The sequence below is a fragment of the Streptomyces sp. NPDC050619 genome (assembly GCF_040654815.1).
Lineage (GTDB): Bacteria > Actinomycetota > Actinomycetes > Streptomycetales > Streptomycetaceae > Streptomyces.
This window is the reverse complement of record NZ_JBFAIR010000063.1, coordinates 17,093-39,154: the sequence shown is the minus strand read 5'-3', so window position 1 is coordinate 39,154 and position 22,062 is coordinate 17,093. Positions and strand designations below refer to the sequence as shown.

Genomic DNA, 22,062 nt, shown 5'->3' with positions numbered 1-22,062 from the left:
AAGCTAAGCCTTACAGCGCCGATGGTACTGCAGGGGGGACCCTGTGGGAGAGTAGGACGCCGCCGAACAATTCTTGAGAAAACCCCGTACCGGGCTGGTACGGGGTTTTCTGCATTTCAGGGACCGTTCAGGGGCGCGGATAACCTGCTCCGCTCCGCGATTACAGGCGACCTGCCGCTTTGAGCGCCAGATAAGCATCTGCCAGTGCCGGAGCCAGGTCATCGGGCGTCGCGTCGACGACCGTTACGCCGTGCCGGCGGAGTTGCTCGGCAGTGCGATGGCGTTCGGTCTGGGCCTGGGCGGCGGCTGCGGCCTCGTAGACGCTCTCGGTGTTTCCGCGAGCCGTGGCCATGCGGGCGATATACGGGTCTGCGACCGAGGCCAGCAGGATTGTGTGGCGCTGAGTGAGTTGGGAGAGGACGGGCAGCAGGCCCTCCTCGACCGGCGCCGCGTCGAGAGTCGTGAGTAGCACGATCAGAGAGCGGCGAGGGGCCGATTTGAGTGCCGTAGCCGTGAGGCCTCGGGCGTCCGTTTCGACGAGTTCGGGCTCGACGGTTGCCATCGCGTTGACCAGGGATGGGAGGACGTCGCCTGCGGTGCGGCCCTGGACCAGGGCGCGTACTCGGCGGTCGTAGGCGAGCAGGTCCACGCGGTCGCCGGCGCGGGATGCCAGGGCCGCGAGCAACAATGCCGCGTCCATGGCGGCGTCGAGGCGTGGGGCGTCGCCCACGCGGCCTGCGGAAGTGCGGCCGGTGTCGAGGACCAGAAGGATGTGGCGGTCGCGCTCTGGGCGCCAGGTACGTACAGCGACCGCGGACTGGCGGGCTGTGGCGCGCCAATCGATGGAGCGGGTGTCGTCGCCGGGGACGTATTCGCGGAGGCTGTCGAATTCTGTGCCTTCGCCGCGAGTGAGCACGCTGGTTCGGCCGTCGAGTTCGCGCAGCCGGGCGAGCTTCGAGGGGAGGTGCTTGCGGCTGGTGAAGGGGGGCAGGACGCGTACCGTCCAGGGGACTTTGTGGGTGCCCTGGCGGGTGAAAAGGCCCAGAGGGCCGTATGAGCGGATGGTGACGCGATCGGCTTGGCGGTCGCCTCGGCGAGTGGGGCGTAGGCGGGTCGTGATGCGGCGGCGTTCGCCGGCGGGAACCATGAGGCGGTGGCGGGAGGCCTCCACTTCCGTGCCGGGCTGCCAGCTGCTGGGGGGCCAGGCGTCGCGCAGGCGGGCGCGGAGCGGGCGGCCGGACGGGTTGGTGACCGTGAGAGTGACGTCGGCGCTGTCGCCCAGGCGTACAGACGTGTCGCCGGAGCGGGTCAGGCCGAGGCGTCGTACGGGTGCTGCCAGTGCGAAGTCGCAGGCGCAGGCCACGACCAGAGGGGCGTTGACCGCGAGGATGCCTGTCCAGCCGGGTTCCCAGATGCCGACGGGGAGGGAGCCCAGAGCGGCGAGGAGCGCGGCGCGTCCGGTGAGTGCCATCAGCGGGGGACCGGGACGTGGGTGAGGATCGCGTTGATGACGGAGTCGGCCGTCACGCCCTCCATCTCGGCTTCCGGGCGGAGTTGTACACGGTGGCGGAGGGTCGGGAGGGCGAGTGCCTTGACGTCGTCGGGGGTGACGTAGTCGCGGCCTGTCAGCCAGGCCCAGGCGCGAGCTGTGGCGAGCAGGGCCGTCGCGCCGCGCGGGGAGACGCCGAGAGTGAGGGACGGCGATTCGCGGGTGGCTCGGCAGATGTCGACCACGTAGGCGGTGATTTCCGGGGAGATCGTCGTCTTGGCGACCGCGGCGCGGGCTGCCTCCAGGTCGGCTGGGCCCGCGACCGGGCGTAGGCCGGCGGCGTGCAGGTCGCGTGGGTTGAAGCCCTCGGAGTGGCGGGTGAGGACGTTGATCTCGTCCTCGCGGGAGGGCAGCGGGATCGTCAGCTTGAGGAGGAAACGGTCCAGCTGCGCTTCGGGGAGGGGATAGGTCCCTTCGTACTCGACCGGGTTCTGGGTCGCGGCGACCAGGAACGGCTCGGGGAGCAGGCGGGGGGTGCCGTCGACCGTGACCTGGCGTTCCTCCATGGCTTCCAGGAGGGACGACTGGGTCTTGGGCGGAGTGCGGTTGATCTCGTCGGCGAGCAGGAGGTTGGTGAAGACCGGGCCGGGCTGGAAGGAGAACTCGGCGCTGCGGGTGTCGTAGACGAGGGAGCCCGTCACGTCGCTCGGCATCAGGTCGGGGGTGAACTGGACGCGCTTGGTGTCGAGCTCGAGCGCGGATGCGAGGGCGCGGACGAGCAACGTTTTGGCGACTCCAGGGACTCCTTCAAGGAGAACGTGTCCGCGGCAGAGGAGGGCGACGACGAGGCCGGTCACGGCGGGGTCCTGGCCGACCACGGCTTTGGCGATCTCGGCGCGCAGGGCCTCCAGGGCGGCCCGGGCGGTGCCCGGGTCCCCGGTGTTCCCGGCGTTGTCAGTGGTCGGGTCCATCATGGACGGCGAACCTCTCTTTCGAGGGCGTCGAGCTGGTCGGCGAGGGAGATGAGGGCCGCGTCGTCGCTGGGCGGCGGGCCGAAGAGGAGGGAGTGCATGGTCTGTCCGTCTCCATGGTCGTGGAGGTGGGCGGACAGGGCGGGGAGCAGGGCCTCGGGCGCGTGTGCCTGGGTTACGGGGACGCCTACGAGAGGGGCGAGGCGGGTGCGGGTGGTGGAGCGAAGAGCGGTGGCCGCGCGGTCGCGTGCGTTCGCCTTGCGGTAGAGGCGGGCGCGGCCTTCGACGGTTTCGGAGGCGCGGATCGCCACGGGGAGTTTTTCGGGCACGAGGGGGCCGAGTCGGCGTGCCCGCCAGAGGGCGGCGAGGGCCGCGGCGACGAAGAGCTGCAGCGTGCCCCAGAGCCAGCCCGAGGGGAGCAGGTCGAAGAAGCCGCGTTCGTCGTCGGAGCCGGTGGCCGTGGTGTCGGAGAGCGAGGGGAGGTACCAGACCAGATGGGGACGGGAGCCGAGGAGTTGGAGGGCCAGCGAGGCGTTGCCCTGCTCGTCGATTTGGTCGTTGTAGAGGATGTCGGGTGCGCCGAGGACGACGGTGTCGCCGTCCCCGGACGTGTCCGGGAAGCGCACCAGGGTGGCCAGGCGCTCGCTGGGGTAGCACTCGTCGGCGTCGGGCCGGGTGGCGGTGTAGCGGATGCCGCCGGTGTCGGCGGTGCCGGCGCGCCGGGCGGCGGGCAGGTCGCAGACGGGGGAGAGTGCCGAGTCGAGGCTGGTGGCCGGGTCGGCGACGACCCCGGGGGCGAGCCGCTCGACGGACAAACTGCCGGGGGCGACGAGGACGGTACGGCCTGCGGAGTCGGCGGTCGCGGAGCGGAGCCGGTTTTGTTGACGATCCGTCAGCAGGTCGGGGACGGCGACCAGGAGGGTCGTGTCCGGGCCTGCCGCGGCGCGCGCCTCGACCAGGGTGGTGACCACACGTGTGGAGACGCCCCGGTCGGCGAGGAGTTCGGCGACGGCGCGGCTGCCGTACGGGTCGGCGGAGCGCGGGTCGAGATTGCCGTGGCGGGCGTCGGAGCGGATTGCCGCGATCGCGACGGCCGCCGCCAGGAGGAGCACGAGAGCGAGGACGACACCTCGCGCGCGGGTCCATACCTGGCGTGTGGTGGGCGAGGCCGAGGTGGACGGAAGCGTGGCCTCGGTGGTCATTCGGCGGCTCCCTGGCGGGCGTTGTGGGCCGCGCTGTGGCTGCTGCTCGCGAGCTGTGGCTTGGCGCGCTCCAGGTCGCGGTCGAGTTCGGCGATGCGGTGGTACGACTGCTCGCTCGCCCTTCGGCCGCCGTACGTCACGTCGTCGAAGTCCCGGGCGGCGGTACGCAGCCGGTCCGCGTGCGTCGGCAAAGTGCGGCCCGCCTCCGCGGCTGCTTCGTCCGCGGTGCGGCCGGGGCGGGCATCGAGGAGGGCGCGTTCCTCCAGGGAGCGGACGATGGCCCGCATGCGTTCCTGCATGGCCTGGTTCCAGTGGCCCTGGGCGGCGTGTGCCTCGGCGGCCGCGCGGTGTTCGGCGGCGCTGCGGGGACGGTCGTCGAACAGGGCGGGCGCAGAGGTGGGTTCGCGGCGCGGAGTGCCCAGGCGCCACCACAGGGCGCCCAGCACGGCTAGGACGGCCATGATGACGACGACCAGGCCGATCGGTCCGCCGGGTGTCGCGGCCGATGCGGTGTCGAACAGCTTGCCGACCCAGTCCCAGAACGCGTTCAGGGCGCGCTGGAACAGGCCGGGGTCGTTCTCGTGGTACATCCGTTTGGACAGTTCGCGCCGGGCGGCCTCTCGGGCGGGGTCGCGCGGGATCGTCAGCGGCGGTGCGTCGTCCGAGCGCGAGAGCGACAGCAGGGACGATGCGTCGGCGGCGCGTTGCAAGGCCCGTACGGATGCGTCGCCGGCACGCAGGGCAGTCCGTACGGCCAGGCCGGCGGTGTGCGGCAGCGCCGGTACCGCTGTGAGAACTCCCCCCGCCAGGCTCACCGCATCAGCTCCCGGGCGCGGGGTTGGGGCCGTAGCCCTGGACGCCGGCGGCGCGGGCCAGGTCGAGGTCGAGGGCCTCGCGGCGGATGCGCTGGTCGATGTAGAGAAGCACGGTGACGCCTGCCGTGATCGGGAACGTGATCATGGAGCCGATCACCGAGCCGATGCCGCTGACGATGAGGAAGGTCCAGCCGAGATCGCCGGTGCCGTTGAGGAAGCCGCCGATGCCGTCGCCGCTGAGTGCGGCGGCGAGGAAGGTGAAGGGCAGGACGATGATCGCGGCGACGATGTTCGCGATGATCGTCGCGAGCAGCTGGATGCCGAAGACGCGCCACCAGGAGCCGCGGACCAGTTTCGCGGAGCGGCTCATCGACTTGGTGATGCTCTGCTTCTCCAGCATCAGTGCCGGGGAGGCGAGGGAGAAGCGGATCATCAGCCACAGGGCGACGACGCCGGCACCCAGGCTGCCCAGGACGGCGAGTCCGGCACCGGCCCCGCCCTCGCCCGCGATGGCGACGAGGATGCCGGGCAGTGCTCCCGCGAAGACGATTCCCGCGGTGATGAGCAGCAGCAGAAGGATCAGGCCGAACAGTTTCAGCATCTGAGGGCGGGCGTCGCGCCAGGCCTCGCCGATGGTGACCGGCTTGCCGAGCACCGCGCGGCTGGTGACGGTCGTGAGCAGGGCGGTCGCCACGATCGTGCCGACCAGGGAGACCACGAAGAGGACGGCGGAGCTGAGCATGGTGTCGCCCAGTGCACGGGTCAGTTCGCTGAGGGTGGCGCTCGGATCGTTGAGGGCCTCGGTGTCGGTGCTGTCGTTCAGGACGAAGCCCTGGAGCAGGATGACGACGATCTCGGTGACGACGGCGACGGTCAGCGAGATGCCCAGGACCGTGCGCCAGTAGGTGCGCATGGTGGAGACCGCGCCGTCGAGGATCTCGCCCACGCCGAGCGGGCGGAGAGGGATCACACCGGGCTTGGCCGCGGGCGGGGGGCCGCCCCAGCCGCCGTACCCGCCAGGAGCGCCGTAGCCGCCTCCCCAGGCGTTGTGACCGCCGTACCCGCCGGGCGGGCCGTAGCCTCCGTAGCCGCCGCCGGGAGCGCCAGGGCCTGCGGGAGGCGGGGCGCCCCAGCCCGGGCCGGGAGGCGGGGGCGGTGGGGCCTGGCCGGGCGACGCGGGGCCGGTCGGCGCGGACCACTGGCCGGGTGGCGGCTGCTCTTTGGACCACTTCGAGCCGGGGCCCTGCGGGTCCGGTCCCGGCTGCTCCGCGGGGTTCGCGGCGCCCGGCCGGTCGGCGGGCTCGGCAGGGCCGGACGCACCGGGCTCCTGCCCGTCGGACGGGGCGGATCCGGGCGAGGCCCAGCCCGGAGTGTCGTTCATCGTCGCTCCTTCACGGTGCCCGTCCGCGGTCGCGGCGGCAGGTTGGCAGCCATCGTGCCATGGGGTGGTTGTCGAGTGACCAGCCGCGGTATGGGCTGCACACCTTCAATTGTCCGCCGGATAAGGGGCAGACTGACCGCATGGCTGATCAGTACGCGCAATCCGGCGAGGACAGCAGGCCGACCGAAATGCCGGCGATCCGATGGGACGAGCCTCCCGAAGGCCCGGTACTGGTGCTTCTCGACCAGACGAGGCTGCCGGCCGAGGAGGTCGAGCTGGTCTGTACGGACGCGCCCGCGCTGGTGGAGGCGATCCGTTCGCTCGCCGTGCGCGGGGCACCGCTGCTCGGCATCGCGGGGGCGTACGGCGTCGCGCTCGCCGCCGTACGCGGGTTCGACGTGGATGACGCGGCGGCCGCGCTGGCGGGTGCGCGTCCGACCGCGGTGAACCTCGCGGTCGGAGTGCGCAGGGCCCAGTCCGCTTACCGGGCGGAGCTCGCCAAGGGTGGGGACACCCGACAGGCCGCCGAGGCGGCGCTGGCCGCGGCGCGCCGGCTGCACCGGGAGGACGCCGAGGCCAGTGCCCGGATGGCCGAGCGAGGTCTGGCGCTGTTGGACGAGTTGCTGCCCGGCGGCGGGTACCGGATTCTCACCCACTGCAACACCGGGTCGCTGGTCTCGGGAGGTGAGGGGACGGCGTTCGCGGTGGCTCTCGCGGCGCACCGGGCGGGACAGCTCAGGCGCCTGTGGGTGGACGAAACGCGTCCGTTGCTGCAAGGTGCTCGCCTGACGGCGTACGAGGCGGCTCGCAGCGGTATGGCGTATACCTTGCTGACCGACAACGCGGCGGGATCGCTGTTCGCGGCCGGAGAGGTGGACGCGGTGCTCATCGGGGCGGACCGCATTGCGGCGGACGGTTCGGTGGCGAACAAGGTGGGGAGCTATCCGCTCGCGGTGCTCGCGCGGTACCACCATGTGCCGTTCATCGTGGTGGCACCGGTGACGACAGTGGATCCGGACACGCCGGACGGGGCGTCGATCGAGGTCGAGCAGCGCCCCGGTCATGAGGTGACCGAGATCACAGCACCCCAGGTGCCGGTGGCGGGAGCGGAAGCGGGAGGCGGGATTCCGGTGGCACCCCTGGGGACCCAGGCGTACAACCCTGCCTTCGACGTGACGCCGCCCGAGTTGGTGACGGCGATCGTCACCGAAGAAGGGGCCGTTTCACCCGTGACCGCTGAGGCTCTTGCCGAGCTGTGTGCCAGGTCACGCCAGGTAACGATTAGCTAATGGGATGATGTCGTTTATGAAGGGACGAGTCCTTGTCGTCGACGACGACACCGCACTGGCCGAGATGCTCGGCATTGTGCTGCGTGGTGAAGGTTTTGAGCCGTCTTTTGTAGCCGACGGCGACAAGGCGCTGGCCGCTTTCCGTGAGACGAAGCCCGATCTGGTGCTGCTGGATCTGATGCTGCCCGGGCGGGATGGTATCGAGGTGTGCCGCCTGATCAGGGCGGAGTCCGGGGTGCCGATCGTGATGCTCACGGCCAAGAGCGACACCGTCGATGTGGTCGTGGGCCTCGAGTCGGGCGCCGACGACTACATCGTGAAGCCGTTCAAGCCGAAGGAGCTGGTCGCCCGGATCCGGGCGCGGCTCAGGAGGTCCGAGGAACCGGCTCCCGAGCAGCTCGCCATCGGTGACCTGGTCATCGACGTGGCCGGTCACTCCGTGAAGCGGGACGGGCATTCGATCGCGTTGACGCCGCTGGAGTTCGATCTGCTGGTGGCGCTCGCGCGGAAGCCGTGGCAGGTGTTCACGCGGGAGGTGCTGCTCGAGCAGGTGTGGGGCTACCGGCACGCCGCCGACACCCGGTTGGTCAACGTGCATGTGCAGCGGCTGCGCTCCAAGGTCGAGAAGGATCCGGAGCGGCCGGAGATCGTGGTGACCGTTCGTGGCGTCGGTTACAAGGCCGGGCCGAGCTGACATGTCCGGAGACAGTGCCGCTTCGGTGCCCGGCGGGTCCGGGGACCGGGCGGGGCGGCCTGTCGGCCGGAAGACGGCAGGCTCCCGCTGGGGACGGTTCCTGGAGGGCGGGCTGCTGCAGGGCGGAGTGCAGGGCAGCCCCGTGCTGCGGCTGTTCATGCGCTGGGTGCGCCGGCCGCTGCTGCCCGTCATGCGGCTGTGGCGGCGCAATATCCAGCTCAAGGTCGTCGTCACAACGCTGCTGATGTCGATGGGCGTCGTCCTGTTGCTGGGCTTCGTCGTCATCGGACAGGTGCGCAACGGCCTGCTGGACGCCAAGGTCAAGGCCTCGCAGAGCCAGGCCACCGGCGGGTTCGCGGTGGCCAAGCAGAAGGCCGACGAGGCGGCGGCCGGGACGGGCGACGACGGCACCCCGGTGGACGACGGTCGGGCGGAGCAGAACGTCATCCAGTGGATGAGCGATCTGGTGGAGTCGCTCTCCAGCGGAGGCCAGGGCGCCTTCGACGTGGTGACGCTGTCCGCGGGCGACGACAGTGGCGGCGGGCGCGGACCGCGTGCCTCCGGTTACGTCGACCCGTCCGCCAGCGTGCCCGAGGACCTGCGCGAGCGGGTCGACAGCAACACGGTGGCGGAGCAGAGCTACACGCGCATCGTCTACAGCTCCGGCAAGGATTCTCAGCCGGCCCTCGTCATCGGCAAGCAGGTCAACGACCCGAACAGCGACCCGTACCAGCTGTACTACCTCTTCCCGCTCACCCAGGAGGAGAAGTCGCTGAGCCTGGTCAAGGGGACCCTCGCGACGGCCGGCCTCTTCGTCGTCGTACTCCTCGGGGCCATCGCCTGGCTGGTCGTGCGGCAGGTCGTCACGCCGGTGCGGATGGCGGCCGGGATCGCCGAGCGGCTGTCCGCCGGGCGGCTGCAGGAGCGGATGAAGGTCACCGGCGAGGACGACATCGCGCGGCTCGGCGAGGCCTTCAACAAGATGGCGCAGAACCTCCAGCTGAAGATCCAGCAGCTGGAGGACCTGTCGCGGATGCAGCGGCGGTTCGTCTCCGACGTGTCGCACGAGCTGCGGACGCCGCTGACGACGGTCCGTATGGCCGCCGACGTCATTCATGACGCGCGCGTGGACTTCGATCCGATGACCGCCCGGTCGGCCGAGCTGCTCGCCGACCAGCTGGACCGGTTCGAGACGCTGCTCGCGGACCTGCTGGAGATCAGCCGCTTCGACGCTGGCGCCGCGGCGCTGGAGGCGGAGCCGATCGACCTCAGGGAGGTCGTACGGCGAGTCGTCAGCGGGGCCGAGCCGCTCGCCGAGCGCAAGGGCACGCACGTGCGCGTGGTGGGCGATCAGCAGCCCGTTGTCGCCGAGGCCGACGCCCGGCGGGTGGAGCGGGTGCTGCGCAATCTCGTCGTCAATGCCGTGGAGCACGGTGAGGGCAAGGACGTCGTCGTCAAGCTCGCCGCGGCGGGCGGGGCGGTCGCGGTCGCGGTGCGCGACTACGGCGTCGGGCTCAAGCCCGGCGAGGCGACCCGCGTCTTCAGCCGCTTCTGGCGGGCCGACCCGGCACGCGCGCGTACCACCGGCGGTACGGGTCTGGGACTGTCCATCGCCCTGGAGGACGCGCGACTTCACGGCGGCTGGCTACAGGCGTGGGGCGAGCCGGGCGGCGGCTCGCAGTTCCGGCTGACGCTGCCCAGGACCGCGGACGAGCCGCTGCGGGGCTCGCCGATACCGCTGGAACCCAAGGACTCGCGCCGCCATCGTGGGCTCGACGACGCCGGTCTGCCGCGCGGGGGCGCGGAGAAGGCGGCCACCGTGCCGGCGCAGCCCTCGGGCGAGAGGGTGTCGTCGCGGGCCCCGATCGTGCCGCGACCGGCCACCGTGGCGCCCACGGCCGACCCGACCGCGTTGCCCGGCAATGGCGCGCGTGTGGTGCCCCGGCCCGCCTCGGGCGCACGGCGGCCTGACGAGAAGCCCGCCGAGGAGGGGTCGCGGAGTGAGACCGCGGGCAGCCCGGAGACCGCACAAAAGGTCTCGTACGAGTCAGGGGAGGCATTTCGTGGGCGCTGACCGCGAAGGAGGTGCCCGGCGCGGGCCGGGGCGCGCGGCGGCGTACGTCGCCTGTGGCGTCGTACTGCTGGCGGGGTGTGCCTCCATGCCGGACAGTGGGGATCTGCGCGGTGTCGACTCCACGCCCCGCCAGGAAACACAGGTGCGGGTCTTCGCCATGCCGCCGCAGGAGGACGCGGGGCCCAACGAGATCGTGCAGGGCTTCCTGGAGGCGTTGACCAGTGACGATCCGCACTACGAGACGGCACGCAAGTATCTGACCCCCGAGGCAGGGCGGACGTGGCAGCCGGAGCTGTCCACCACGGTGCTGGCGGACGGGCCAGGTATCGAGACCGAGCGTTCGGGGGGCCGGGAGGACGCCGATGACGTCACGTTCGCGCTGACCGGTACCAAGGTCGCCGTGGTGGACGAACAGCAGTCGTACGCGCCCGCGGACGGGACCTACAGCCAGTCGGTGCAACTCGTCCGGGACCAGAAGACCCAGCAGTGGCGCATCGCCGGGCTGCCGCAGGGTGTCGTCATGGGCAAGTCGGACTTCCAGCGCAATTACATTTCGGTCAACAAGTACTACTTCGCCTCGAACCTGACGGCCGGGACGGCTCCGCAGACCGTGGCCGTCGCCGATCCGGTGTACGTACGCGAGCGCGTGGACCCCATGACGCAGATGGTGCGCTCCCTGATCAGCGGGCCCACGACCTGGCTCGGGCAGGTCGTCAGGTCGAGCTTCCCCACCGGCGTGGAGCTGCAGAAGGGCGTCACCTCGCTTGCGCCGGACGACCAGAACAAGCTGACCGTGCAGCTGAACAACAAGGCCTCCGGGGTCGGTACGGCCAAGTGCGACGAGATGGCGGCCCAGATCCTGTTCACCCTGAAGAACCTCACCCCGGCGGTGGACGAGGTCGAGCTGCGGGCGGGCGACGCGCAGCTGTGCTCGCTCCCCGAGGGGGACGCCGACGCCGTCGCCGCGCGGGGCTCGGTGCGGCATCCCGAGTACCTGTACTTCGTCGACGGCAAGCACCGGCTGGTGCGGATATCGGCCGGCAGCAGCGGTACGAACCCCGATCCGGTGCCGGGGGCGCTGGGTGAGGGCGACAAGCAGCTGCAGTCGGTGGCGGTGTCGCGCGACGAGCACAAGGCGGCCGGGGTCGGCATCGACGGCAAGGCGCTGTACGTCGGGTCACTGGTGTCGGGCGGGTCGCTAGGAGACCCTGTGCTGACCAGCCGGGGTGCGACCGCGAACGACCGGCTGACAGCGCCCAGCTGGGACGCGCAGGGCGACCTGTGGGTGGCCGATCGCGACCCCGAGGCTCCGCGGTTGCTGATGCTGAAGGAGGGCGCCGGCGAGCCGATCGAGGTGGACATTCCGGGGCTGGACGGGCGTATCAAGGACGTCCGTGTGGCCGCCGACGGGGTGCGGCTCGCGCTCGTCGTGGAGAAGGACGGCAAGCAGTCACTGCTCATCGGGCGGATCGAGCGGGGTGAGAAGGACGAGCGGCCGGCCGTCGCGGTCCGGGAACTGCGGTTCGCGGCGCCGGAGCTGGAGGAGGTCACGACCATGTCGTGGGCCGGTGACAGCCGGCTCGTGGTGGTCGGGCGCGAGCAGGGCGGCGTGCAGCAGATGAGGTACGTCCAGGTCGACGGCTCCACGCCGGAGGGGCCCGCGCCCGCGGCGCTGACGGGTGTGAAGGAGATCGCCGCGTCCGAGGACGACCAGTTGCCGCTGGTGGCGTACTCGGAGGACGGGATCGTACGGCTGCCGAACGGGGCGCAGTGGCAGAAGGTCGACACGGACGGGACGGCACCGGTCTATCCGGGGTGAGTCGGCGGGATTCGGACGGTTCGGACGGTTCGTACGGTTCGTACGGGAGGCGGTCGTTTCTGCCGGGGTGCCCTGGTGGAGGCGGCCGTTTTTTGTCGGCGGGAGGCGGGAGGCCTCCGGCGGTTACCGCGGGTGGGGCCAGGGGGCGTAGTTATCCACAGGGAGTTATCCACAAGGGTGGCAGGGCGGCGTCCGCGTTGGCACAGTGGTGGGCATGCGGGGGTGGTGGCAGGACCTCACCGACCTGGTGCTACCGGCCGAGTGCGGAGGCTGCGGGAGGCCTCGCACGGTGCTCTGCCCGGAGTGCCGTGCAGCTCTGAGCGGGGCCGTACCGTGCCGGGTGCGACCGGTGCCGGAGCCGCCGGGTCTGCCGGCCGTGCATGCGGCGGCTCGGTATGCGGACGAGGTGCGGGCAGCGTTGCTGGCCCACAAGGAACGGGGCGCACTGGCCCTTGCGACACCGCTCGGCACGGCTCTGGCGGGGGCTGTGCGGGCGGGGCTGCGGGAGGCGTGGGTGCGTGCCGAGGACGAGGAGGCGATCTGGGCGGGCGGCCGGGACGCCCCAGGCGTTGAGGAGGTTGTGCGAGGCGGGCTGAGGGAGGCTCGTGTGCGGGGCGAGGGGAGTGTGCGGATCGATCGGGGTGCCCGGGCTGATCGGGGTATCCGGGTCCGCGGGAGTGTGTCGGCCGACGGGTCTGTGCAGGGCGACGGGTCTGTGCGGGGCGACGGGGGTATGGGGACCGGCCGGGGCGTGCGAGCAGGGTCGTCGCGAGCGGGGCTTCAAAGGGCTCCGGTGTGGGGCGACGAGGTCGTGCTGCTCGTACCCGTGCCGTCCGCGCCCGGGATGGTTCGGGCTCGAGGGCATGATCCGGCCCGGCGGATCGCGCTCGCTGCGGCCGGTGAGCTACGGCGGGCCGGGACACCGGCGCGCGTGCTCGCCGTGCTGCGGCAACGGCGGGCCGTGGCCGACCAGTCGGGGCTCAATTCCCGGCAGCAGCGGCTGGAGAATCTCGCCGGCGCACTGGCGGTGGCTCCGGGCGGCGGGCGGCTGCTCCGCGGCGGTCCGGTGGTGCTCGTCGATGACCTGATGACGACGGGAGCGTCTCTGACCGAGGCGGCCCGTGCGGTGCGGGCGGCGATGGCGGAGGACGGCCTGGCGGAGGAGTCCGTGGCGGGGGAGGCGGTGGCCTACGGGACCACGGTCCGCGGGCGGGACGCGGTGGCGTACGGGACGACGGTGCGCGTCGCGGAAGGGGGCGCGTGCGGGAGGGCGGTGCGTGTGGCGGGGGCGGTCGTGAACGGGACGACGGTGAGTGTGGAGGGGGAGGTCGTGTACAGGCGGCCCGGGAGTGCGCAGGAGGCGGTTGGCTATGGGAGGAGCGGTGGGGTGGTTCAGTGCCGGGAGGGGGCCGCGGCGGTGTATGCGGCGGCAACTCGGGAAGGCACAAGGGAACGGATGATCGGGGCGGCGGAGGAGGAGACGGGCCGGGCGCCTGTCGGGCCGGGAATAGTGGGCGCCGGCGTTGCTGGTGACGTGATCTGCGCGGCCGTGGTCGCGGCCACGCCTGATTCTTTCGAAATAAACCGGAACTGACTGCGAACTTGCATCGTTGCAGGTAGCGAGAGGCTCAATTCATCTGAACGGAGGTACGTCGCAGTAGAGGGTGACGACATCCGTCCGGGCGAGATATGTTCGGTTGTGAGAGAAAGGCGCAGGCCACACCTCTCATATACGAATGCTGTGATGCGGGTTTTTCAGTGTCACCCGCATCGGTGGAGTGGAGATCTTGCCCGCGGGGGAGGAGGTGGAAGTCACCGAGTCCGAGGTTCCGGGACTCACCGGAGCCTGGTGCAAAAGGGAGATGCTCCGCAACGAGGCGGAGCGATCCGGGAACGGAGTTCTGCGTGGACATCGTCGTCAAGGGCCGCAAGACCGAGGTGCCCGAGCGGTTCCGCAAGCACGTGGCCGAGAAGCTGAAGCTGGAGAAGATCCAGAAGCTCGATGGCAAGGTGATCAGCCTCGACGTCGAGGTGTCCAAGGAGCCGAACCCCCGACAGGCCGACCGCAGTGACCGAGTGGAGATCACGCTCCACTCCCGCGGTCCGGTGATCCGGGCGGAGGCGGCGGCCAGTGACCCGTACGCGGCACTCGACCTGGCGGCGGAGAAGCTGGACGCCCGGCTGCGCAAGCAGCACGACAAGCGCCACACACGCCGAGGCGCACGGCGCCTCACGGCAGCCGAGGTCCCCGACCACGTTCCGGATGCGGCGACGCTCAACGGCAACGGCCACACCGTCCAGGCGGAAGAGCCGGACGGCGTGCCCACCACGAAGATCGGCTCGCTGGAAGTGAAGGGCGAAGGCCCTCTCATCGTCCGTGAGAAGACCCACGTTGCCTCCCCGATGACCCTCGACCAGGCCCTCTACGAGATGGAACTGGTCGGGCACGACTTCTACCTGTTCATCGACTCCGAGACCAAGGAGCCGAGCGTCGTCTACCGGCGCCACGCCTACGACTACGGCGTCATCCACCTCAGCACGGACCCGATGGTCACCCAGGCGCAACCCCCCGCGGCGGGTGGCATGCTGGGCGGCTGATCACCCGGCCGATGGCTGAGCCGGTGCCCCTGGTGCGCGTGTGTGCGCCCCCAGGGGCACCGGTGTGCGACCACTTCACGCCCCGCTCTGTCACCGCAGTGGCGTCCGGGCATGAAATCATGGCCACACCGGCCCAACCGGTGGGTCGTTGCCTTGGGTTGGCGATGGCACAGAACCACAGGCCACAGCCTTCAGGGGGAGGAACGATGGCGGACAGCTTCGGACCGATGCAGGACGAGGACGCCGGCGACGGCGCCGTCGGCATGGGCCCGGACGCGGGGTCTCCACGCAAGGAGCCGATCCGTGTCCTGGTGGTGGACGACCACGCCCTCTTCCGTCGTGGCCTGGAGATCGTGCTCGCGGCCGAGGAGGACATCCAGGTCGTCGGAGAGGCCGGCGACGGCGCGGAGGCTGTCGACAAGGCGGCCGACCTGCTGCCGGACATCGTGCTGATGGATGTACGGATGCCCAAGCGGGGCGGGATCGAGGCGTGCACCTCCATCAAGGAAGTAGCCCCCAGTGCCAAGATCATCATGCTGACGATCAGTGATGAAGAGGCCGACCTCTACGACGCGATCAAGGCGGGCGCGACCGGATATCTCCTCAAGGAGATCTCCACGGACGAGGTGGCCACCGCCATTCGCGCGGTGGCCGACGGGCAGTCGCAGATCAGCCCGTCCATGGCGTCGAAACTGCTCACCGAGTTCAAGTCGATGATCCAGCGGACGGACGAGCGCCGTCTCGTGCCGGCGCCGCGGCTCACGGACCGCGAGCTGGAAGTGCTCAAGCTCGTCGCCACCGGGATGAACAATCGGGACATCGCGAAGGAATTGTTCATCTCCGAGAACACCGTGAAAAACCATGTGCGCAACATCCTGGAGAAGCTCCAGCTGCACTCCAGGATGGAGGCCGTGGTGTACGCGATGCGGGAGAAGATCCTCGAGATCCGGTAAGGCCCGTGAAGGTCAGGCGAGGATGCGGGTGAGCTCCTGCGTGAGGGGCTCGCGCAGGTCCGGTGCGTCTATCTGTTCCACGCGTACGTCTGTGCAGTCCACCCAGCTCGCCGCCTCGACCAGGGCCTGGGCCACCGCCGGGACCGCCTTCGGGCCGTCCAGGGTGACCTGCCTGGCGACCAGGGTGCGCCCGTCACGCGACGGGTCCACGCGGCCGACGATCCGGCCGCCGGCCAGCACCGGCATCGCGAAGTAGCCGTACACCCGCTTCTGCCGGGGGACGTAGGCCTCCAGGCGGTGGGTGAAGCCGAAGATCCGCTCCGTGCGCGCTCGGTCCCAGATGAGGGAGTCGAAGGGGGACAGGAGGGTGGTGCGGTGGCGGCCGCGTGGTGACGTCTCCAGGGCCGCGGGGTCGGCCCAGGCCGGCTTGCCCCAGCCCTCGACCGTGACCGGCACCAGGCCCGAGTCGGCGATCACCGCGTCGACCTGTTCGCCCTTGAGGCGGTGGTAGTCGGCGATGTCCGCGCGTGTGCCGACGCCCAGGGACTGGGCGGCGAGGCGGACCAGGCGGCGCAGGCACTCGGTGTCGTCCAGGTCGTCGTGCAGCAGGGTTTCCGGGATCGCGCGTTCGGCGAGGTCGTAGACGCGCTTCCAGCCGCGGCGCTCGACGCAGACCACCTCGCCGTACATCAGGGCGCGCTCGACGGCCACCTTCGCGCCGGACCAGTCCCACCACTCGCTGGTCCTCTTCGCCCCGCCCAGCTCCGTGGCCGTGAGGGGGCCTTCGGCGCGGAGCTGCTCGATGACCTGGTCGTAGGCGCCGTCGGGAAGTTCGTGGTTCCAATGGGGGCGGTTTCGGTAGGAGCGGCGGCGGAAGGCGAAGTGGGGCCACTCCTCGATGGGGAGGATGCAGGCGGCGTGGGACCAGTACTCGAAGGCGTGCGTGCCTTTCCAGTAGGCGTTCTCGACGGTCTTGCGGTCGACGGCTCCCAGTCGGGCGTACGGGATGAGTTCGTGGGAGCGCGCCAGGACCGAGATCGTGTCGAGTTGGACCGCGCCGAGGTGGCGGAGTATGCCGCGGACGCCTGCGCGGCGGGTGGGGGCGCCGAGGAAGCCCTGGGCCCGTAGGGCGATGCGGCGGGCCTCGTCTGCCGAGAGGTGGGTGGATGGGCGCGGGGTCGTCATGGCTCGCACGATAGGGCGTGGCACTGACAGTGCGGGGTAAGCTGGGCCTTCGTCGAGTGGTGACCGGCGTCGGCGCGCGGCTACGGCGACGGGGTCGGCAAGTACGGTGCCGTAGACGGCAGTCCCAGGTCCGACGGCAGCAACGAGCCCACCCAGCAGTCTCGCCGTACGCCGTTGTTGTTGATCGCGGAGCGCAGGGTGCCCTCGACGGTGAAACCCGCGCGTTCCGCCGCCGTGCGGGAGGAGCTGTTGCCGACTTCCGCGCGCCATTCCATGCGGTCGATGGAGGCGTGCGTGAAGGCCCAGCCGGAGGCGGTGCGGGCGGCCTCGGTGACGTAGCCGTTGCCGCGGTGTGCCTTGGCGCACCAGAAGCCGATCTCGGCCGTGGCCAGGGAACGCATGGTGATGCCGAGCATGCCCGCCAGGTCCTCCCCTTCGGGGAGGAAGACGCCCCAGGTGAACATCGAACCGGTCGCCCAGCCCTCGGGGACGAGCTGCTGCGTGAAGCTCTGGGCGTGTTCGGGGAGGTAGGGCGCGGGGATCGTGGTCCAGCGCTGGATGTCGGGGTCCTGGACGGCCGCGTACACGGCGTCGGTGTCCTGCGGGCCGACCGTGCGCAGCAAGAGGCGGTCGGTGGTGAGCGTGACGGGGTCCATCGGCCGATTGTGCTCGGGGATTCGGGGAAGACGCCATCTCTTTGCCGAGCGTGAGCGGGTGATCACAATTCGCGCAATTCGTCGGCGTCGCGCGGCACCATCCGCGGGCCCCGGACGTTGTCCTTTTGAAGAGATGTGAAGCAGTGTGCGGTCGCCGTCCCGGCAGGCCTCCCGGCGTGGCGGGGTCCTCGCATACGATGGCCGTTGCTCAGTAAGTCAATGGAAACCGACCGTCCCAGGCCCGACCGGCAAGGAGACCAACCCCCGTGTCCGTCCTCCAGAAGATCATGCGTGCAGGCGAAGGCAAGATCCTGCGCAAGCTGCACCGCATCGCGGGCCAGGTCACGTCCATCGAAGAGGACTTCGTCGACCTCTCCGACGCCGAGCTGCGGGCCCTTACCGATGAGTACAAGCAGCGGTACGCCGACGGCGAGAGCCTCGACGACCTCTTGCCGGAGGCGTTCGCGACCGTCCGTGAGGCCGCCAAGCGCGTCCTGGGCCAGCGTCACTACGACGTGCAGATGATGGGCGGCGCCGCGCTCCACCTCGGATATGTCGCCGAGATGAAGACCGGCGAGGGCAAGACGCTGGTCGGCACCCTGCCCGCGTACCTGAACGCCCTCTCCGGAGACGGCGTCCACATCATCACGGTCAACGACTACCTGGCCGAGCGCGACTCCGAGATGATGGGCCGCGTCCACAAGTTCCTGGGCCTGAGCGTCGGCTGCATCCTCGCCAACATGACGCCGGCCCAGCGCCGCGAGCAGTACAACTGCGACATCACCTACGGCACGAACAACGAGTTCGGCTTCGACTACCTGCGCGACAACATGGCGTGGTCCAAGGACGAACTCGTCCAGCGCGGCCACAACTTCGCCATCGTCGACGAGGTCGACTCCATCCTCGTCGACGAGGCGCGTACGCCGCTGATCATCTCCGGTCCCGCCGACCAGGCCACCAAGTGGTACGGCGACTTCGCCAAGCTGGTCACGCGTCTCAAGCGGGGCGAGGCCGGCAACACCCTCAAGGGCATCGAAGAGACCGGTGACTACGAGGTCGACGAGAAGAAGCGCACGGTCGCCATCCACGAGCCCGGCGTCGCCAAGGTCGAGGACTGGCTCGGCATCGACAACCTCTACGAGTCGGTGAACACGCCTCTGGTGGGCTACCTGAACAACGCCATCAAGGCCAAGGAGCTCTTCAAGAAGGACAAGGACTACGTCGTCATCGACGGCGAGGTCATGATCGTCGACGAGCACACCGGCCGTATCCTCGCCGGCCGCCGCTACAACGAGGGCATGCACCAGGCGATCGAGGCGAAGGAAGGGGTGGACATCAAGGACGAGAACCAGACCCTCGCCACGATCACCCTGCAGAACTTCTTCCGCCTCTACGGCAAGCTCTCCGGCATGACCGGTACGGCGATGACCGAGGCCGCCGAGTTCCACCAGATCTACAAGCTCGGTGTCGTCCCGATCCCGACCAACAAGCCGATGGTCCGCAAGGACCAGTCGGACCTGATCTACCGCACCGAGGTCGCCAAGTTCGACGCGGTGGTCGACGACATCGCCGAGAAGCACGAGAAGGGCCAGCCGATCCTCGTCGGTACGACGTCGGTCGAGAAGTCCGAGTACCTGTCGCAGCAGCTGAGCAAGCGCGGTATTCAGCACGAGGTGCTGAACGCGAAGCAGCACGACCGTGAGGCGACGATCGTCGCGCAGGCCGGCCGCAGGGGCGCCGTGACCGTTGCCACCAACATGGCCGGTCGTGGTACGGACATCAAGCTCGGCGGCAACCCCGAGGACCTCGCCGAGGCCGAGCTGCGCCAGCGTGGCCTCGACCCCGAGGAGCACATCGAGGAGTGGGCCGGGGCGCTGCCCGCCGCCCTGGAGAAGGCCGAGAAGGCCGTGCAGGCCGAGTTCGAAGAGGTCAAGTCGCTCGGCGGGCTGTACGTCCTCGGTACCGAGCGGCACGAGTCGCGCCGTATCGACAACCAGCTGCGCGGTCGTTCCGGCCGTCAGGGCGACCCGGGCGAGTCCCGCTTCTACCTCTCGCTGGGCGACGACCTGATGCGGCTCTTCAAGGCCCAGATGGTCGAGCGCGTGATGTCGATGGCGAACGTTCCGGACGACGTGCCGATCGAGAACAAGATGGTCACGCGCGCGATCGCGTCCGCCCAGTCGCAGGTCGAGCAGCAGAACTTCGAAACCCGTAAGAACGTTCTGAAGTACGACGAGGTCCTCAACCGGCAGCGCGAGGTCATCTACGGCGAGCGGCGCCGCGTCCTGGAGGGCGAGGACCTGCACGAGCAGGTCCAGCACTTCATGGACGACACGATCGACGCGTACATCGACGCGGAGACCGCCGAGGGCTTCCCGGAGGACTGGGACCTCGACCGGCTGTGGGGCGCGTTCAAGCAGCTCTACCCGGTGAAGATCACCGTCGAGGAGCTGGAGGAGGCGGCCGGCGACCGGGCCGGGCTGACTGCCGAGTTCATCGCCGAGTCCATCAAGGACGACATCCACGCGCAGTACGAGGACCGTGAGGGTCAGCTCGGCTCCGAGATCATGCGTGAGCTCGAGCGCCGGGTCGTGCTGTCGGTCCTGGACCGCAAGTGGCGCGAGCACCTCTACGAGATGGACTACCTCCAGGAGGGCATCGGCCTGCGCGCGATGGCGCAGAAGGACCCGCTGGTCGAGTACCAGCGCGAGGGCTTCGACATGTTCACCGCCATGATGGAGGGGATCAAGGAGGAGTCCGTCGGTTACCTGTTCAACCTGGAGGTCCAGGTCGAGCAGCAGGTCGAGGAGGTCCCGGTCGAGGACAAGCCGTCGCTCGACAAGAAGGACGCCGTGCCGGCGCAGGCGGGCTCGCGTCCCGAGATCCGCGCCAAGGGCCTTGACGTTCCGCAGCGGCGTGACCTGCACTTCTCCGCGCCCACCGTGGACGGCGAGGGCGGTGTCATCGAGGGCGAGTTCACCGACGACGAGGAGCCGGTGCGCTCGCAGGCCGACGGCCTCACGCGCGCGGAGCGGCGCAAGCAGTCCCGTGGCGGGCGGCGCCGCAAGAAGTAGTGGCGGTTGCCTGCGGCGCTGTAGCGGGCTTGAAGGGCCGGGTCACCTGAGGGTGCCCGGCCCTTTGGTATGTGGCGGTCTCGGTGGGCCATTGTCAGTCGTCGTCCGTATGGGGCCTGCGCGGGCCGCCCACTTCCACGGCCGTGCAGCGCCAGCGCAGGTCCCGGCCCTGTTCCAGGCGGAAGGCCATCGCGCGCAGCCGGTCGCCGGCGCCGATGCGGGCGAAGGCCTCGATGGCGCCGGGGCGGGGTTCGAAGTAGCCGATGTCGCGGACGACGGGGAGGGGGCCGCGGGTGGTCCGCAGAGGGCCGCGTTCGGCGAGCCAGGCCAGTTCGTCGTAGGCGCGGCCCGCGGTGTACCTGAGCATCCAGTGGACGGGGCGTCGGCCGCTCAGGACGGCGAGGAGGCGGTCGGCGAAGAGGTCGGTGGGGCGGGGCTGGGGTGCCGGCCTGACGGGCCTGTGGGGGGTCTGGGCGAGGGCTGGGGTGGTCCTGCTGGTGAGGGCTGGGGTGGTGCTGGTCCTGCTGGTGGTGAGGGTGCCTGCGGCGGGTGCGGTCGGTGGGCGGCCGCTGGCCGGCCTGGTGCGGCTGGGTGTGCCGGAGCCGCCGGGTGAGCCCGGAGGTCGACCGCCGGGGGTTGTCGTGCGGGTTGCGGCTTTGGTCGGGGTGAGGGGTGGGGTGGTGCCGGGGGCGGGCATGCGTCGTGTGTTCGCGGCCGGGGTGTGGGGTGGGGTGGTGTCCGGGGGCGTTGTGCGGGGTGTGCTCCTGCTGGGGGTGTGGGGTGGGGTGGCGCCCGGCGGCGTCGTGCGAGGTGCGGCCGCGCTCGGGGTGAGAGGTGGCGTGGTGTCCGGGGGCGTCGTGCGGGGCGTGTCGCCCGTTGGGGTGCGGGGTGGTGTGGTGGCGGGGCGGCGTGGGTCGCGGCGGGTTGGTGGGCGGGTGCCGGGGTGGGGGTTTGCCCTGGTCATGACCTTGTTCATTGGTGTCCCCGTTCGATGGGCCCGTGTCGTACCGGGCAGTAACTTCGCTTGGGGATCTTGTACGGGTCCATCGGCCGCTGCGGCAAGCGGGTGGGGGTCCTGGCCGGGGGTGCCGGAAGGTTCACCTATCAGGGTGGTCGAGGCGGCGGAAAGCCGGTGTCGGCGGGGGTGGGCCGGGTGAGTTTCGGGGCGGCGGGTTGACGTCTTGAGGGGGGTGGGCAGGAACTCGAAAGGGGACTCCCGCACGTATCCTGAAGGCCCTCCGGGAGGTGCGGGATCGCTCTCCCGGAAGCCGTGCGGAGCCACCGACCACGGGAACCGATCACGAAAGCGGCCAGCCATGCGCGTCTACGTCCCCCTGACCCTTCCCGGTCTCGCCGAGGCGTACAAGACGGGACTGCTGGGGACCGGTCCGTTCGTCGCGTACGCGGTCACACCCGCGTTGCGCGAGTGGTACCTCTCCGACGACATCGAGGAGCTGGAGTACGCGGCGCTGAACCGGGCCGCGCTGGCCTCGCTGCGGCTGCTGGCGGCGGATGCCGGGGCGACTCGGCGGCGGGTCGTGGTCGCCGCCGACGTGCCGGAGGGCGCGGCGATCGCCGATCCCGACCGGGCGCTCGATCCGGTGGTGCTCGGCGAGGTGCGGGTCGCCGGGGACGTGCCGCTGGCCAAGGCGGCCTCCGTGCACGTCGACTCGGACGACGCGGAGGCGGATGTGACGGCCGCGGCGGAGGCGCTAGAGGCGGCGGACGGCGGGGACGACGACGCGCAGTTCGTCGTGGACGGGGCCGAGGATCACGAGCTGTTGTGGTTCGCGACGCAGGAGATCTCGAAGCTGGTGGGGTTGGGGGACTGAGCGGGGGCTGCCGTCCTGCCTGTCCCTTCG

The 22,062-nt window shown here is 70.4% G+C and carries 17 protein-coding genes and 1 pseudogene; 10 read left to right on the top strand and 8 right to left on the bottom strand.

The features are described from left to right. Positions 1–160 precede the first annotated feature (160 nt). From AB0I77_RS50525 to AB0I77_RS50505, 5 genes are read right to left on the bottom strand one after another with little or no spacing between them, the layout of a single operon-like run. A complete protein-coding gene (locus AB0I77_RS50525; RefSeq protein ID WP_363289767.1) occupies positions 161–1,471 on the bottom strand; it encodes a DUF58 domain-containing protein in 1,311 nt (436 codons plus the stop codon). Further along, a complete protein-coding gene (locus tag AB0I77_RS50520) occupies positions 1,471–2,460 on the bottom strand; it encodes a MoxR family ATPase (RefSeq protein ID WP_363289770.1) in 990 nt (329 codons plus the stop codon). Before AB0I77_RS50520 ends, AB0I77_RS50525 begins: the two co-directional genes overlap by 1 nt. Further along, entirely contained in the window at positions 2,460–3,662 is a 1,203-nt protein-coding gene (locus AB0I77_RS50515; protein WP_363289766.1) for a DUF4350 domain-containing protein, read from the bottom strand. The genes AB0I77_RS50520 and AB0I77_RS50515 overlap by 1 nt, the downstream gene beginning before the upstream one ends. Next, complete coding sequence (locus AB0I77_RS50510) at positions 3,659–4,477, bottom strand: DUF4129 domain-containing protein (RefSeq protein WP_363289765.1); 819 nt, start codon at positions 4,475–4,477, stop codon at positions 3,659–3,661. Before AB0I77_RS50510 ends, AB0I77_RS50515 begins: the two co-directional genes overlap by 4 nt. Before the next feature lie 4 nt (positions 4,478–4,481). Next, positions 4,482–5,858: a glycerophosphoryl diester phosphodiesterase membrane domain-containing protein gene (locus AB0I77_RS50505; RefSeq protein ID WP_363289764.1), complete on the bottom strand. Its 1,377-nt coding sequence runs from the start codon at positions 5,856–5,858 to the stop codon at positions 4,482–4,484. Between the two features lie 140 nt (positions 5,859–5,998). On the opposite strand from AB0I77_RS50505, the gene mtnA reads away from it, so the two are divergent. The 8 genes and pseudogenes from mtnA (at position 5,999) to AB0I77_RS50465 (ending at position 15,285) form a co-directional block, all read left to right on the top strand. Beyond that, complete coding sequence (gene mtnA / locus AB0I77_RS50500) at positions 5,999–7,147, top strand: S-methyl-5-thioribose-1-phosphate isomerase (protein ID WP_363289763.1); 1,149 nt, start codon at positions 5,999–6,001, stop codon at positions 7,145–7,147. Between the two features lie 4 nt (positions 7,148–7,151). Continuing rightward, positions 7,152–7,841: a two-component system response regulator MtrA gene (mtrA, locus tag AB0I77_RS50495; protein WP_363289762.1), complete on the top strand. Its 690-nt coding sequence runs from the start codon at positions 7,152–7,154 to the stop codon at positions 7,839–7,841. Position 7,842: 1 nt separating this feature from the next. Next, a complete protein-coding gene (mtrB, locus tag AB0I77_RS50490) occupies positions 7,843–9,915 on the top strand; it encodes an MtrAB system histidine kinase MtrB (protein WP_363289761.1) in 2,073 nt (690 codons plus the stop codon). After that, positions 9,905–11,734, top strand: coding sequence for an LpqB family beta-propeller domain-containing protein (locus AB0I77_RS50485; RefSeq protein WP_363289760.1), 1,830 nt, complete (start codon positions 9,905–9,907; stop codon positions 11,732–11,734). The genes mtrB and AB0I77_RS50485 overlap by 11 nt, the downstream gene beginning before the upstream one ends. 214 nt (positions 11,735–11,948) lie before the next feature. Further along, a pseudogene (locus AB0I77_RS50480) lies at positions 11,949–12,239 on the top strand (ComF family protein); the annotation flags it as partial. Then, the gene (locus tag AB0I77_RS50475) at positions 12,222–13,328 is read left to right on the top strand and encodes a ComF family protein (RefSeq protein WP_363289769.1); all 1,107 of its coding nucleotides are present in this window, start codon (positions 12,222–12,224) and stop codon (positions 13,326–13,328) included. The pseudogene AB0I77_RS50480 and the gene AB0I77_RS50475, both read left to right, overlap by 18 nt. 311 nt (positions 13,329–13,639) lie before the next feature. Further along, positions 13,640–14,332 carry a ribosome-associated translation inhibitor RaiA gene (raiA, locus tag AB0I77_RS50470; protein WP_363289759.1) on the top strand — a complete coding sequence of 231 codons (693 nt, stop codon included), beginning with the start codon at positions 13,640–13,642 and terminating at the stop codon, positions 14,330–14,332. A 206-nt stretch (positions 14,333–14,538) separates the two neighbouring features. Beyond that, positions 14,539–15,285: a response regulator transcription factor gene (locus AB0I77_RS50465; RefSeq protein ID WP_363289758.1), complete on the top strand. Its 747-nt coding sequence runs from the start codon at positions 14,539–14,541 to the stop codon at positions 15,283–15,285. Positions 15,286–15,297: 12 nt separating this feature from the next. Here the strand turns inward: AB0I77_RS50465 and AB0I77_RS50460 are convergent, their stop codons facing one another. After that, positions 15,298–16,470, bottom strand: coding sequence for a crosslink repair DNA glycosylase YcaQ family protein (locus AB0I77_RS50460; protein WP_363289757.1), 1,173 nt, complete (start codon positions 16,468–16,470; stop codon positions 15,298–15,300). Between the two features lie 80 nt (positions 16,471–16,550). Beyond that, entirely contained in the window at positions 16,551–17,126 is a 576-nt protein-coding gene (locus AB0I77_RS50455; protein WP_363289756.1) for a GNAT family N-acetyltransferase, read from the bottom strand. Positions 17,127–17,392: 266 nt separating this feature from the next. On the opposite strand from AB0I77_RS50455, the gene secA reads away from it, so the two are divergent. Further along, positions 17,393–20,200: a preprotein translocase subunit SecA gene (secA, locus tag AB0I77_RS50450; protein ID WP_363289755.1), complete on the top strand. Its 2,808-nt coding sequence runs from the start codon at positions 17,393–17,395 to the stop codon at positions 20,198–20,200. 94 nt (positions 20,201–20,294) lie between these two features. Here the strand turns inward: secA and AB0I77_RS50445 are convergent, their stop codons facing one another. Beyond that, the gene (locus AB0I77_RS50445) at positions 20,295–20,897 is read right to left on the bottom strand and encodes an Rv3235 family protein (RefSeq protein ID WP_363289754.1); all 603 of its coding nucleotides are present in this window, start codon (positions 20,895–20,897) and stop codon (positions 20,295–20,297) included. Between the two features lie 619 nt (positions 20,898–21,516). On the opposite strand from AB0I77_RS50445, the gene AB0I77_RS50440 reads away from it, so the two are divergent. Then, positions 21,517–22,032 carry a hypothetical protein gene (locus tag AB0I77_RS50440; RefSeq protein ID WP_363289753.1) on the top strand — a complete coding sequence of 172 codons (516 nt, stop codon included), beginning with the start codon at positions 21,517–21,519 and terminating at the stop codon, positions 22,030–22,032. Positions 22,033–22,062 lie beyond the last annotated feature (30 nt).

Coding starts and splice junctions, on each gene's coding strand:
- mtrB (WP_363289761.1), top strand. CDS start 7,843: ATGTCCGGAGACAGTGCCGCTTCGGTGCCCGGCGGGTCCGGGGACCGG.
- AB0I77_RS50515 (WP_363289766.1), bottom strand. CDS start 3,662: ATGACCACCGAGGCCACGCTTCCGTCCACCTCGGCCTCGCCCACCACA.
- AB0I77_RS50520 (WP_363289770.1), bottom strand. CDS start 2,460: ATGGACCCGACCACTGACAACGCCGGGAACACCGGGGACCCGGGCACC.
- AB0I77_RS50455 (WP_363289756.1), bottom strand. CDS start 17,126: ATGGACCCCGTCACGCTCACCACCGACCGCCTCTTGCTGCGCACGGTC.
- mtnA (WP_363289763.1), top strand. CDS start 5,999: ATGGCTGATCAGTACGCGCAATCCGGCGAGGACAGCAGGCCGACCGAA.
- AB0I77_RS50525 (WP_363289767.1), bottom strand. CDS start 1,471: ATGGCACTCACCGGACGCGCCGCGCTCCTCGCCGCTCTGGGCTCCCTC.
- AB0I77_RS50460 (WP_363289757.1), bottom strand. CDS start 16,470: ATGACGACCCCGCGCCCATCCACCCACCTCTCGGCAGACGAGGCCCGC.
- mtrA (WP_363289762.1), top strand. CDS start 7,152: ATGATGTCGTTTATGAAGGGACGAGTCCTTGTCGTCGACGACGACACC.
- AB0I77_RS50445 (WP_363289754.1), bottom strand. CDS start 20,897: ATGCCCGCCCCCGGCACCACCCCACCCCTCACCCCGACCAAAGCCGCA.
- AB0I77_RS50440 (WP_363289753.1), top strand. CDS start 21,517: ATGCGCGTCTACGTCCCCCTGACCCTTCCCGGTCTCGCCGAGGCGTAC.
- AB0I77_RS50465 (WP_363289758.1), top strand. CDS start 14,539: ATGGCGGACAGCTTCGGACCGATGCAGGACGAGGACGCCGGCGACGGC.
- AB0I77_RS50505 (WP_363289764.1), bottom strand. CDS start 5,858: ATGAACGACACTCCGGGCTGGGCCTCGCCCGGATCCGCCCCGTCCGAC.